Genomic DNA, 12,423 nt, shown 5'->3' with positions numbered 1-12,423 from the left:
CGGAAAACTTGCTGGTGGATGACGGACTGACCACAGGAGAGTCAACTTGGACGCGAAGGGTTATCTGCAGGAAGTGGGCGCGCAGGTGAACGCCGACTTCGTCAAGAACCGGTCGATTCTCTCCTTCGAGGAATACCTCTCCCTCTTCTTCGGCGACCCGAAGGGCCAGGCCCGCAACGCGGCGCAGTACCTGCGCGACGTGATGGACCACTTCGGCACCACGACGGTGCCGCACCCCACCGGCGCCATCCGGCGCTTCCACGTCTTCGACGCCCCGGGCGGTGACAGGGATGACCGGGTGGCGGGCCAGGAGGAGGTGCAGAACGCCATCTACCGGCTGCTCGGCAACTTCGTGCGCGCCGGCCGCATCAACAAGCTCATCCTCCTGCACGGCCCCAACGGCAGCGCCAAGTCCACGCTGGTCAACGCCCTGAAGCGGGGCATGGAGGCGTACTCCCGCCAGCCCCAGGGCGCGCTCTACCGGCTGGCCTGGGTGTTCCCCTCGGAGAAGCTCATCAAGGGCTCCATCGGCTTCGGGGAGCGGGACGCCGCCAGCGGGGAGATGACCACCTACGCGCACCTGGACGCGGAGGCCATCGACCTGCGGATGCCGTGCGAGCTGCGGGATCATCCGCTCTTCGCCGTGCCGCCGGGCGAGCGCCGCAAGCTGCTGGAGACGGCCCTCAAGAAGAAGGGGCTGGGCAACGGGGACGGGGAGACGGGGGACTTCATCCTGTCCGACTACGTGCGGGACGGCGAGCTGTGCTCCAAGTGCCGCCGCATCTACACCGCGCTGCTCAACGCCTACGGCGGGGACTGGCTGAAGGTGATGCGCCACGTCCAGGTGGAGCGCTTCTACGTGTCGCGCCGCTACCAGGTGGGCACCGTGACGGTGGAGCCGCAGATGAGCGTGGACGCCGTCGTCCAGCAGCTCACCGCGGACCGCACCCAGCTCAACGTGCCCGCGCCCCTGCACAGCACGGTGCTCTTCGAGCCGCACGGCCCGCTGGTCCACGCCAACCGCGGGCTCATCGAGTACGCGGACCTGCTCAAGCGGCCGCTGGAGGCCTTCAAGTACCTGCTGGGCTTCAGCGAGACGGGCGAGGTGCCGCTGGAGCCCTTCGTGCTCCAACTGGACGAGGTGCTGATCGCCTCCGCCAACGAGAAGCACCTCAACGCCTTCAAGGAGCTGCCGGACTTCGCGTCCTTCAAGGGCCGCATCGAGCTGGTGCGCGTGCCCTACCTGCGCCGCTACCGCACCGAGCAGCAGATCTACGACGCGCAGATCACCTCCACCACGGTGGGCAAGCACGTGGCCCCCCACGCCACGGAGCTGGCGGCCATGTGGGCGGTGCTCACCCGGCTGAAGAAGCCCATCCCGGACCGCTACCCGCAGGACGTGAAGGAGCTCATCGACCAGGTGACGCCGGTGGAGAAGCTGCACCTCTACGAGGAGGGCGCGCCGCCGGACCGGCTGAGCCTGGCCAACACGAAGGAGCTGCGCAAGCTGCGCGAGGAGCTCTTCACCGAGTCGGACGCGTACCCCAACTTCGAGGGGCGCTCGGGCGCCAGCGCGCGTGAAATCAAGACGGCGCTCTTCAACGCCGCGCAGAACCCGGACTACAAGTGCCTCAACGCGCTGGCGGTGCTGGAGGAGCTGGCCGCCATCTGCAAGGACAAGAGCGTCTACGAGTTCCTGCTGCAGGAGGTGGTGGACGGCTACCACGACCATGACGCCTTCGTGAAGCTGGCGGAGGCGGAGTACCTGGACCGGGTGGACTCCGAGGTGCGCGAGTCCATGGGCCTGGTGTCGGAGGGGCAGTACCGCGAGCTGGTGGAGCGCTACATCCAGACCATCAGCCACTGGGTGCGCGGGGAGAAGATGCGCAACCGCGTCACCGGGGTGATGGAGCCGCCGGACGAGCAGCGCATGGCGGAGGTGGAGGCCATCATCATGCCGCGCGGCGAGGAGGCCGCCGACTTCCGCCGGGGGCTCATCGCGTCCATTGGCGCGCACCGGCTGGACAACCCGGACGCGGACATGGACTACAGCCGCATCTTCCCGGACATGTTCAAGCGCCTGCGCGACCACTACTTCGAGGAGCGCAAGCGGGTGCTGCGCAAGAACAAGGAGAACGTCCTCAAGTACCTGTCCGAGGACCGGGGCCAGCTCACCTCGCGCGAGCAGGCGCAGGTGCAGAGCACGCTGAAGACGATGGCGGAGCGCTATGGCTACTGCGAGGCGTGCGCGAAGGACGCCATCCTCTTCCTGATGAAGAAGCGCTACGCGTGACGGGGCAGGTGTCCGGGGCACGCCTGGACGCCTGCTTTCAAACCCGGAAAGGGCTCGGGATGATGGGAGCTGCCAGGGAGTTGTCCTGGCTGTATCCGTTTCCCCCCCAGACCGGAGAGTCGATGACCCGCTTCCTCCTGGGCGCCCCCGCCCTGTTCGCCCTCGTGTCGTGCGCCGGTGCGCCTTCCCAGCCGGCCGCCGTCACCTCCGCGCCCCAGGCGGCTCCCCTCGTCGAGCGCGTCATCGCGGTGCCGGACGCGCCTCGCATGACGCGCAAGGAGCAGGTGCGGCGCATCCTCCCGCACAACGTCCGGCTGCAGCTCGCCTCGCAGGGCAGGGTGCGCAGCACGGCGTCCGGCGTGGTGGTGGGCGCCGAGCGGGATGCGAAGGGGGCCGTGGTCGCCTGGGTGATCACCAACGCGCACGCGGTGGCCATGGACGGCCTGGAGGCGCCGGAGCTGCGCGTGCTGGTGGACCGCCGCGCGGAGTCGCTGGAGCACCGGGGCGAGGTGGTGGCCATGGGCCAGGTGCCCGAGCTGGACCTGGCGCTGGTGCGCGTGCCCGGCCTGGACTTGCCTGCGGTGGAGCTGGCGGATGACGCGGAGCTGGAGCTGGGCGAGGACGTCATCGTGGCCGCCTCGCCGTTCGGCCGCGCGCTGTCGCTGTCTGGCGGCATGTTGTCCCAGGTCGAGTGGGACAAGGACTCCCAGCGCCCGAAGATGGTGAAGACGGACGCCCCCATCGGCTACGGCGCGTCGGGCGGCGGCATCTTCAGCCTGGCGACGGGCCGGCTGCTGGCCATCGTGGAGGGCTACCGCACCGCGAAGGTGGACTTCGAGGTGCAGCAGGAGAACTACAGCTTCGACGTGCCCATGCCCGGAGAGACCTTCGCCGCCCCCAGCGCGAAGGTGAGGCACTTCCTCCAGGCCAAGGGCTTCGGGCGCCTGCTGGCGCGCAAGCCCATGACGGAGGGCGGCGTCGCGCACGCCGCCGGTCGTTAGACGCCTCGCGTGGCCCTGGGGCCGCGCGGCCGGCAGGAATCTCGACAGGGCGCGCGTGCGGGGTACATCCGCCCGACAGGAGGTGTGGGATGGCCGGACGTGTCTCGTGGGACCAATACTTCATGGACATCGCGACGCAGGTGGCCTCGCGGGCCACGTGTGATCGCAAGCACGTGGGCGCCGTCATCGTCCGGGGAAGGACCATCCTGTCCACCGGCTACAACGGCGCCATCCGCGGGCTGCCGCACTGCGACGACGTGGGCCACATGATGGAGAACGGCCACTGCGTGGCCACCGTCCACGCGGAGGCCAACGCCATCATCCAGGCGGCCACCAACGGCGTCAGCATCGAAGGGGCGACCATCTACACCACCGCCTCGCCGTGCTGGCCCTGCTTCAAGCTGATCGCCAACGCGGGCCTGGTGCGCATCGTCTTCGGCGAGTTCTACCGGGATCCGCGCATCTTCGAGTACGCGGCCCGGCTCAAGCTGGACCTGGTGGGGCTGGGCGAGGCCGCCCGGCCTCCCGCCTCGGGCGCCTGATCGCCCCGCGCCGCGGGGTGGGGCGGCCCCTTTCCGCCCCCCGCGCGCGCCCGCCCCAATCGTCGCCTGAAAGACACTCGTGGCCGGCCGCAAGTCCGCGCCACACATGGGGAATTTGCCGCTTCCGGCAAGAATTACCGCCCCAGGGTTGACGATGCCGGAACCGCTCCCTAACTCTTGGCTCGGTTGGGCGGCGGCGGGGGTGGATCAGGAAAATTCCCGAGGAGTTCCAGTTGGTTACCTCGACAGCAATGTCAAATAGTACATCCTCTGTTGAGGACGCGCCGGAGCCCGTGGTGGGCGCGGCCCGGTACCTGGCCGTCCCCACGCTGATGGACAGCCTGCTGCATGACGTCCGCAATCCGCTCAACGCGCTGGCCATCCACCTGGAGGTCCTGGCGGAGAAGTTGAAGGCGGAGACCGGGCAGGTGCCGCCGTCCCAGGAGAAGAACCTCAAGGCCATGCGCGATCAGATCCAGCGCGTGGACGGCATCCTGAAGCTGTTCAGTGACTTCCTGGTGTTCCGCGGCGGCACGCCGGGCGTGGCGGACCTGTCGGAGGTCACCACGCGCGCCCTGGGCGTGCTGGGGCACGAGGGCCGCAAGCGCCGCGTGCAGGTGCAGGCGGCGGTGGAGGCGGGCGTGCAGGTGCGCCTGCAGGACACGTCCGAGCTGGGCTTCTTCCTCATCCAGGTGCTGCTGCGCGCCTTCGGCCGGGCGGAGAACGGCGGCTCGGTCCGCGTCACGGTGCGCGGGGATGGGGCGAGCGCGGCGCTGGAGGTCGAGGACTCGGCCGGCGCCTGCGCCGAGCCCCTGCCCGAGGCGCTTTCGGCGCTGCAGCTCCGCTGTTCGCAACTGGGCGTTGACCTGTACGTCCGGGCGGGGCTGTGCCGCCTGAGCTTCTCCCGCGCCTGAGTGTCTCATCCAGACGGGCCGGCTTTCTGATTTCGAGTCACGACAACTTCGCGTCACGACGCAGTACGGGAGGTCTTCACTTGGGCAGCGCACGAATCCTGGCCGTGGATGACGAACGCGACACGTGTGAGGCGCTGGCGGACATGCTCAGCGCCTGGGGTCACAAGGTCGAGATCGCCTTCGACGGGCACGACGCCCTCCGCAAGGCGAACGAGTTCCGGCCGGACGTGGTCCTGTCGGACCTGGCCATGCCGGAGACGGATGGTCTCTGGTTGCTGCGAAACTTGAAGGAGGAGCTGCCGGACTGCCCGGTGGTCTTCCTGACGGGGCGGGGCACCATCGACGCCGCGGTGGAGTCCATCCGCGAGGGCGCCTACGACTTCATCGTCAAGCCGCTGGACACCGCGCGGCTCAAGGTCTGCATCGACCGGGCGCTGGAGAAGAAGGAGACGATGCGCGAGGTGCAGACGCTGCGGCGGCGGCTGAAGCAGCTCGGCTCGTCGGACCTGATCGCCCAGTCCGCGGGCATGCGCAAGGTCATCGAATTGGTGGAGAAGGTGGCCCCCTCCAAGGCCAGCGTGTCCATCAGCGGCGAGTCCGGCACGGGCAAGGAGGTGGTGTCCCGCGCGGTGCACAACCTGTCGCTGCGCCGTGACAAGCCCTTCATCGCCATCAACTGCGCGTCCATCCCCGCCACGCTGATTGAATCCGAGCTGTTCGGCCACGAGCGCGGCGCCTTCACCGGCGCGGATCAGCGGCGGCCCGGCGTGTTCGAGATGGCCCACGGCGGCACGCTCTTCCTGGACGAGCTGGGGGAGATCCCCATCGAGCTGCAGGCCAAGCTCCTGCGCGTGCTGGAGGAGGGCAAGCTGCGCCGGCTGGGCGGCAAGGTGGAGATTGAAGTGGACGTGCGCGTGCTGTGCGCCACCAACCGCGACCTGAAGCTGGAGATCAAGAACGGGCGCTTCCGCGAGGACCTCTACTTCCGCCTCAACGTCTTCCAGATCCACCTGCCGCCCCTGCGCGAGCGCCGCGACGACGTGCCCATCCTGGTGCAGCACTTCGTGGACAAGTTCCGCGGCGACTCCGGCAAGCGCGTCAGCGGCGTGCACCCGGAGGCCATGGAGGTCCTGAAGAACTACGACTGGCCGGGCAACATCCGCGAGCTGCGCAACGCCGTGGAGCGCGCCGTCATCCTGTGCGACGGCGAGCTCATCACCCGCGAGCACCTGCCGCCCGACATGGCCGGCAAGAGCCCGGAGCGCCACACCTTCCGGCTGCCCTTCGGCCTGAGCCTGGACGCGGTGGAGCGGGAGTACATCCTGGGCAGCCTCCAGCGGAACGGGAACAACAAGGCCCGCACCGCCGAGGTCCTGGGGGTCAGCGAGAAGACGCTCTACAACAAGCTCAACCGCTACGCGGCCGAGGCCCGCGCCCAGCAGGCCCCGGGCGGCGGTGGCGGCGGCCCCCTGGGCGGGCAGGGTAGCGACGGCGGCATGGGGGCCCTGGGCACCAACTCGTTCGTCATCCGCTGACCTCACGGGTAGGAAATCCCCTTCGGATTCCGGGCTCTTGGCCCGACTCGAAGGGGATGCCCGCCCGGGCGGCGACCCCGCCGCGAAACCCCCGTCAATTCTTGACTTTTGACCTCCGGACGGGGGATTCTCGGGGGGTCTCCCACCCACAGGGAGTGCCCGGCCGGACATGTTCCACGCCTCGGGCAGCTCCAGCGGCGCCATCCATTCGGGACGCCCCGGAGTGCGCATCGGGTGCCGCTGGGGGGGCACAAGGAAGGCCACAACGCAATGAGCGACGCGCGAGTACTTCACTTCTTCGGCGGCAAGGGCGGGGTAGGCAAGACCACGCTCGCGGCGGCATATGCGTTGAGGTTGTCGGAGGAGGCGCCCAAGGAACGGGTGCTGCTCGTGTCGTTGGATCCGGTCCGCTCCCTGTCGGACCTGGTGAAGAAGAAGCTCCCGGCCAAGGCGACCCGGCTGGTCCCGGGCAAGGGAGAGGGCGGCGTGTACGGCCTGGAAGTGGAGCCGGCGGCGCTGATGAAGCCCTTCCTGGCGTCCTACCTGCCGGCGCTGGCGAAGGCCGCGGCCAAGGGCACGCACGTGTCGGAGGACGACCTGGGCAAGCTGTATCAGCAGGCCGTGCCGGGGCTGGAGGAGCTGGTGGCGCTCTTCCACGTGGTGGACCTGCTGGAGGGCGAGTCCTTCGACCGCGTCGTGGTGGACGCCGCGCCGACCAGCCACACCCTGCGGCTGTTCGACCTGCCGGTGGGCCTGCGCAAGTTCCTGGGCCTGGTGAAGGCCGGCGCGGACAAGGTGGAGGCGCCGGCGAAGAAGGGCAAGAAGGCGGCGGCCGCGGCCGAGGCGCCTGGCTTCCTGGAGCAGGTGGGGCAGAAGGCGGAGAAGCTGCTGGCGCTGCTGAAGGACCCCGCGCGCACGGCCTTCCACCTGGTGGCGCTGGCGGAGCCGGTGCCGGAGGCGCAGACGCGCATGCTCTTCACCCAGCTTCGCGAGCGCGGGCTGCCGGTGACGGAGATCGTCGTCAACCAGATCGAGGACAAGGGCGGCTGTCCCGCGTGCCAGGGCCGGCGCGGCCTGCAGGCCCCCCACGTCCGCAAGTTCCAGGCGCTGGACAAGACGGTGCCGGTGCACCTGCTGGGCCGGCGCGAGGTGGCGCCGCGCGGGCTGGAGGGCCTGGCGCTGTTCGCCAAGGCGTGGGCCGGGGGCAAGGAGACCAAGGCGCTGGAGTTCGCCGCGGCGGAGGGGCCTCCGGCGCTGGTGCGCGCGCCGTCCATGCCGCCCATCGCCGCGCCGCCGCTGCCGCCCACGCGGCTCATCTTCTTCGTGGGGCAGGGCGGGGTGGGCAAGAGCTCGTGCGCCGCGGCCGCCGCGGTGACGCTGACGGAGAAGGAGGGGCCGGTGCTCCTCATCTCCACGGATCCGGCGCACTCGCTGTCGGACGTGCTGCAGAGCCGCCTGACGGACACCGAGACGCAGGTGAAGGGCACCAAGGGCCTGTACGCGCGCGAGCTGGACATCGCCGGCTGGTTCAACGCCCTGCGCAAGCGGCTGAAGGAGAAGGCGGAGAAGGCCTTCGAGGGCGCGCCCCGCTCGGGCAGCGAGGTGCCGGCGGATCTGCTCTACCTGCGCAACCTGCTGGAGTGCGCGCCGCCGGGCATCGACGAGCTGGCCGCGCTGTCCTGCCTGACGGACGCGCTGGTGCAGGAGCGCTTCAAGCGCATCGTGGTGGACTCGTCGCCGGTGGTGACGTCGGTGCGCGTGGTGGAGCTGGCGGAGACGGCCAAGGCGTGGCTGGGCGCGCTGCACACCGTCATCAACAAGCACCGCGCCAAGGGCCTGGGCGAGCTGGCGGACGACCTGGCCGGGATGATCAAGCACGTGAAGCGCTTCGAGGACGCGCTGGCCTCCCCGAGCGAGGCGCGCTTCGTGGTCGTCACGCGCGGCGAGGAGCTGGCGGCGGCCCGCACCGAGCGGCTGGTGGAGTACCTGAAGGAGAAGGGGCTCCCCGTGGAGCGGGTGCTCGTCAACCGCGTGGGCCCCAAGTCCACCTGCGAGAAGTGCGAGAACCGGCGCAAGCTGGAGCTCAACGCGGCGAAGGCCATTGAGAAGAAGCTGGGCCTGCCCGTCACCATGGCGCCGGCCCTGGGCCGTCACCCGGCCGGCCTGCGTGAGCTGAAGGCCTTCCGCACCGCGTGGTACGCGCTGTCGCCCCCGGCCGCGAAGATCAAGGCGGCCTGAGGTTCCTTCGAAGGACATGAGGGTGCCCTGCCGGGCTTCGCTCCGCCCGGCGGGAGCCGCGTCGTCGCCGTCGTGAAGAAGTAGAGGGGGCCGCCGCCACATCCGCCTCCCGCCCTGATTCCACCCCGAAGAATCATCCCTTCCCACCTGCCCCCGCGCGCACCATGACGGCGCGCATCATGGGTGCCAAGGGGGTTGCGCGGGCCGTATCTGAAAGCGTGCGTGCGTCCCGGCGCGACTGATGGCTGGAAGGCAGGGGCTCACGCCTCGCACTCCGAGGGTGAGTCGGTGAACGTCTCCAGGCCGGGGAAGGTGAGTGCGCCAGACTCCGTCAGGGTGCCCTCCAGGGGCGCCCGGCCCTCCAGCCGCAACGTCACCCGCCTGCCGCGCACCGTGTAGCGCCCCCGCGCCTCCTTCTGGCGGGGCGTGCCGTCATCGCCCACCTCCTTCGTCCAGAGGGTGACCCGGTTGGCGGGGCCGAAGCGCAGGCCCCGCAGGGTGCCGTAGACGCCCACGCCGGGGCCGAACCAGGACACCTGGCGCAACAGCACGGGGACGTCCGCCTCGCGCGCCGGGCTGCGGCCCAGCAGCTTCTGCCAGCCCAGGGTGTCCCGGATGGGGGCGAAGTCCGCGTCCTCCTTCGCGCGGGCCAGCCGCCGGGCGTCCAGCTTCACCGCCTGGGTGAGGTGCTCCACGATGGCGTCCCGGTGGGCGCTGTACTCGCAGACGAGGCCCTGCTTGCGGAGCACGCCCAGGGTGGCGGCGAGGTTGTAGTGCGCCAGCGCGTAATCCGGGGCCTCCCGGGCGGACGCCTGGAAGCGCTCCAGGGCCTCCGGGTAGCGCCCCGCCTGGTACAGCCGGAAGCCCTGGGTGTTCAGCGCCCGGGCGCTCGGGGACGTCGGAGCGGCGCCCGTGAGGGCCAGGAGCAGGAGGGGCAGGGCCGGGTTCATGGGTTTCCAGACGGGCCGGACGGCGTGGAATTCGATGGGGTGCGTAACCGCTTGCGCGTTGAAAGCCGCCTTACCCTGGTGCTAGTTCCGCGCCATGGCAACCGGTACCAGCTATGTGCTCGAGTTCGAGCGCCCCCTGATTGAGCTGGAAAAGAAGATTGACGAGCTCAAGGTCCTCTCCACCAGCGGCTCGGTGGACTTCTCCTCGGAGATCTCCAAGCTCGAGAAGAAGGCGAAGAAGCTCCAGACGGAGATCTTCAGCGACCTGTCTCGGTGGCAGGTGGTGCAGATGTCCCGGCACCCGAACCGCCCCTACTTCCTGGACTACGTCCACTACCTCTTCACCGACTTCGTCGAGCTGTGCGGTGACCGGGCCTTCGGCGAGGACCCGTCCATCGTCGGCGGCTTCGCGCGCTTCGACGGCAAGCCGGTGATGGTGATGGGGCACCAGAAGGGCCGCAACACCAAGGAGAACATGGCGCGCAACTTCGGCATGCCGCGCCCGGAGGGCTACCGCAAGGCCCGCCGCCTCATGGAGCTGGCCGAGCGCTTCGAGAAGCCCATCCTCACCTTCGTGGACACGCCGGGCGCCTACCCGGGCATCGGCGCCGAGGAGCGCGGGCAGGCGGAGGCCATCGCCGTCAACCTGGAGGTGATGAGCCGGCTGCGCGTGCCCATCATCTCCACGGTGGTGGGCGAGGGCGGCTCCGGCGGCGCGCTGGCCATTGGCGTGGGCAACCGCGTGCTGATGCTCCAGAACAGCGTCTACTCCGTCATCTCCCCCGAGGGCTGCGCCTCCATCCTGTTCCGGGACGCCGCCAAGGCGGACAAGGCCGCGGACGCGATGAAGCTCACCGCGAAGGACCTGCTGGAGATGAAGATCATCGACGAGGCCATCCCCGAGCCCGCCGGTGGCGCCCACCGCGACGCCGCGAAGATGGCGGAGGCGCTGGGCAAGACGCTGCGCAAGCACCTGGGGCAGCTCGCCGAGCTGTCGCCCGATGAACTGGTCCAGGACCGGTACGCGAAGTTTCGCGCGCTCGGTGTGTTCTCCGGACGCTGAAACCTCGTAACAGGGCCCCACATCATGCGACCGCTCGTTCCCACCCACGTCGAGACCCTCAAGCCGTACGTTCCGGGCAAGCCCATTGAAGAGACCGAGCGCGAGTTCGGCCTCCAGGGCGTCATCAAGCTGGCCTCGAACGAGAATCCGCTGGGGCCCTCGCCGCGCGCCGTGGAGGCGATGCGGAGCGCTTCGGCCGCGACGCACCTGTACCCCGACGCGACGTCCTTCCACCTGGCGCGCAAGCTGGCCGCGCACGTGGGCGTGAAGCCGGAGCAGGTGGTGCTGGGCAGCGGCTCCAACGAGCTCATCGAGCTGCTCATCCGCACCTTCACCACGCCGGAGGACGAAATCCTCCTGTGCCAGGGCTCCTTCGCCGCGTACCGCATCTCCGCGCAGGCCCATGGGCGGCCCTTCGTGGAGGTGCCCATGCGCGAGGGCTACCAGTACGACCTGGACGCCATGGCGAAGGCCATCACCCCGCGCACGCGGATGGTGTTCCTGGCCAACCCGGACAACCCCACGGGCACCGCGTTCAGCCGGGCGGCCCTGGAGCGCTTCCTGGCCGCGGTGCCGCCGGAGGTGCTGGTGGTGCACGACGAGGCCTACTTCGAGTTCGTCGAGTGGCCCGACTACACCAGCGCGGTGGCGCTGCTGGAGCGGCACCCGAACCTGGTGGCGCTGCGCACCTTCAGCAAGATTCACGGGCTGGCCGGCGTGCGCCTGGGCTACGGCATCATGGGCGCCCGGCTGGCGGCGTACCTGCACCGCACGCGGATGCCCTTCAACCTGACGGTGCTGGCCCAGGCCGCGGGCCAGGCGGCCCTGGAGGACACGGAGCACGTGCGCCGCACGCGCAAAATCAACCGCGCGGGCCTGGCGTACTACGCCGCGGAGCTGCCGAAGCTGGGCGCCACGCTCACGCACAGCCACGCCAACTTCGTGTTCGCGGACTTCGGCCGGCCGGCGGTGGCGCTGTACGAGCAGCTCCTGCGCAAGGGCGTCATCGTCCGGCCCTTCGCGGGGCAGGGCTTCCCGCACCACGTGCGCATCTCCGTGGGCACGCCCGCGGAGAACGCGCGCTGCGTCCAGGTGCTGAAGGAGGTCCTGTCATGAGCGCCCGGCCCTTCATCGTCGCCATTGACGGGCCCGCCGGTGCCGGCAAGTCCTCGGTGTCCAAGTTGCTGGCGCGCCGGCTGGGCTTCTCGCTGGTGGACACCGGCGCCATCTACCGCTGCGTGGCCCTGATGGCCCGGCGTGAGGGCATCGCCTCCGACGACGACGCCCGCCTGGGCGAGCTGCTGAGCCGCGTGCACATCCACTTCCAGGTGGTGGGCGAGGAGAACCGCGTCTTCCTGGGCGGCCAGGACGTGTCCGGGGAGATCCGCACGCCGGACATCTCCATGGCGGCGTCCCAGGTGTCCGGGCGGCCGGTGGTGCGCGCGGGCCTGCTCCAGCTCCAGCGGCGGCTCGCGCTGGAGTCGGAGAAGGGCGCCATCCTGGAGGGCCGCGACATCGGCACGGTGGTGTTCCCGGACGCGGACGCGAAGTTCTTCCTCGCGGCCAGCCCGGAGGTGCGGGCCCGGCGCCGCTACGAGGAGCTGTTCCAGAAGGGCGTGGAGAGCACCCTGGAGTCGGTGCTCGCGGACCAGACGAAGCGCGACCGCGACGACTCCGCGCGCGCCGTGGCGCCGCTGAAGGCCGCCGACGACGCGGTGCACGTGGACTCCAGCAGCACCCCGCTGTCGGAGGTGGTGCACGGCATGGAGTCCGAAATCCTGCGCCGGATGGCCCAGCGCGCGTGAGCAGGCCGCGGGCCTGACGAAGGGCCGGGCCGGACGGCTCGGGACCCGCCCTGGACGGCCCGCCGGTGACCCAGGTTTCTTC

At 70.1% G+C, this 12,423-nt stretch carries 10 protein-coding genes; 9 read left to right on the top strand and 1 reads right to left on the bottom strand.

The annotated features are described in order from the left end of the window. Positions 1-46: 46 nt before the first annotated feature. The 6 genes from MYMAC_RS19960 (at position 47) to MYMAC_RS19935 (ending at position 8,523) form a co-directional block, all read left to right on the top strand. Positions 47-2,293 (top strand): PrkA family serine protein kinase, encoded by a 2,247-nt coding sequence (locus tag MYMAC_RS19960; RefSeq protein WP_013940656.1) that lies wholly within the window; start codon positions 47-49, stop codon positions 2,291-2,293. Positions 2,294-2,415: 122 nt separating this feature from the next. Then, a complete protein-coding gene (locus tag MYMAC_RS19955) occupies positions 2,416-3,294 on the top strand; it encodes a S1 family peptidase (RefSeq protein ID WP_013940655.1) in 879 nt (292 codons plus the stop codon). Positions 3,295-3,383: 89 nt separating this feature from the next. Then, complete coding sequence (locus MYMAC_RS19950; protein ID WP_013940654.1) at positions 3,384-3,836, top strand: deoxycytidylate deaminase; 453 nt, start codon at positions 3,384-3,386, stop codon at positions 3,834-3,836. 251 nt (positions 3,837-4,087) lie between these two features. Then, positions 4,088-4,750 (top strand): histidine kinase dimerization/phospho-acceptor domain-containing protein, encoded by a 663-nt coding sequence (locus tag MYMAC_RS19945; RefSeq protein ID WP_239988902.1) that lies wholly within the window; start codon positions 4,088-4,090, stop codon positions 4,748-4,750. 80 nt (positions 4,751-4,830) lie between these two features. Further along, positions 4,831-6,285: an enhancer binding protein Nla6 gene (nla6, locus tag MYMAC_RS19940; protein ID WP_013940652.1), complete on the top strand. Its 1,455-nt coding sequence runs from the start codon at positions 4,831-4,833 to the stop codon at positions 6,283-6,285. 270 nt (positions 6,286-6,555) lie between these two features. Then, a complete protein-coding gene (locus MYMAC_RS19935) occupies positions 6,556-8,523 on the top strand; it encodes an ArsA family ATPase (RefSeq protein ID WP_013940651.1) in 1,968 nt (655 codons plus the stop codon). 260 nt (positions 8,524-8,783) lie between these two features. Here MYMAC_RS19935 and MYMAC_RS19930 read toward each other — a convergent pair whose 3' ends face one another. Continuing rightward, the gene (locus tag MYMAC_RS19930) at positions 8,784-9,473 is read right to left on the bottom strand and encodes a tetratricopeptide repeat protein (protein WP_095959228.1); all 690 of its coding nucleotides are present in this window, start codon (positions 9,471-9,473) and stop codon (positions 8,784-8,786) included. A 94-nt stretch (positions 9,474-9,567) separates the two neighbouring features. Here MYMAC_RS19930 and MYMAC_RS19925 point away from each other — a divergent pair, with 94 nt between their 5' ends. Genes MYMAC_RS19925 through cmk form a run of 3 tightly spaced genes read left to right on the top strand, consistent with a single transcriptional unit; the run spans position 9,568 to position 12,341 of the window. Next, entirely contained in the window at positions 9,568-10,536 is a 969-nt protein-coding gene (locus MYMAC_RS19925) for an acetyl-CoA carboxylase carboxyltransferase subunit alpha (protein ID WP_043711421.1), read from the top strand. A 24-nt stretch (positions 10,537-10,560) separates the two neighbouring features. Further along, positions 10,561-11,652 (top strand): histidinol-phosphate transaminase, encoded by a 1,092-nt coding sequence (gene hisC / locus MYMAC_RS19920; protein WP_095959227.1) that lies wholly within the window; start codon positions 10,561-10,563, stop codon positions 11,650-11,652. Beyond that, complete coding sequence (gene cmk, locus MYMAC_RS19915) at positions 11,649-12,341, top strand: (d)CMP kinase (RefSeq protein WP_095959226.1); 693 nt, start codon at positions 11,649-11,651, stop codon at positions 12,339-12,341. Before hisC ends, cmk begins: the two co-directional genes overlap by 4 nt. The last annotated feature ends 82 nt before the right edge of the window (positions 12,342-12,423 follow it).

The organism is Corallococcus macrosporus DSM 14697 (assembly GCF_002305895.1).
Lineage (GTDB): Bacteria > Myxococcota > Myxococcia > Myxococcales > Myxococcaceae > Myxococcus > Myxococcus macrosporus.
Note: the sequence above shows the minus strand (reverse complement) of the source record. Positions and strands in the feature narration are given on the sequence as shown.

Coding starts and splice junctions, on each gene's coding strand:
- MYMAC_RS19955 (WP_013940655.1), top strand. CDS start 2,416: ATGACCCGCTTCCTCCTGGGCGCCCCCGCCCTGTTCGCCCTCGTGTCG.
- MYMAC_RS19950 (WP_013940654.1), top strand. CDS start 3,384: ATGGCCGGACGTGTCTCGTGGGACCAATACTTCATGGACATCGCGACG.
- MYMAC_RS19945 (WP_239988902.1), top strand. CDS start 4,088: ATGTCAAATAGTACATCCTCTGTTGAGGACGCGCCGGAGCCCGTGGTG.
- MYMAC_RS19935 (WP_013940651.1), top strand. CDS start 6,556: ATGAGCGACGCGCGAGTACTTCACTTCTTCGGCGGCAAGGGCGGGGTA.
- MYMAC_RS19930 (WP_095959228.1), bottom strand. CDS start 9,473: ATGAACCCGGCCCTGCCCCTCCTGCTCCTGGCCCTCACGGGCGCCGCT.
- MYMAC_RS19925 (WP_043711421.1), top strand. CDS start 9,568: ATGGCAACCGGTACCAGCTATGTGCTCGAGTTCGAGCGCCCCCTGATT.
- hisC (WP_095959227.1), top strand. CDS start 10,561: ATGCGACCGCTCGTTCCCACCCACGTCGAGACCCTCAAGCCGTACGTT.
- cmk (WP_095959226.1), top strand. CDS start 11,649: ATGAGCGCCCGGCCCTTCATCGTCGCCATTGACGGGCCCGCCGGTGCC.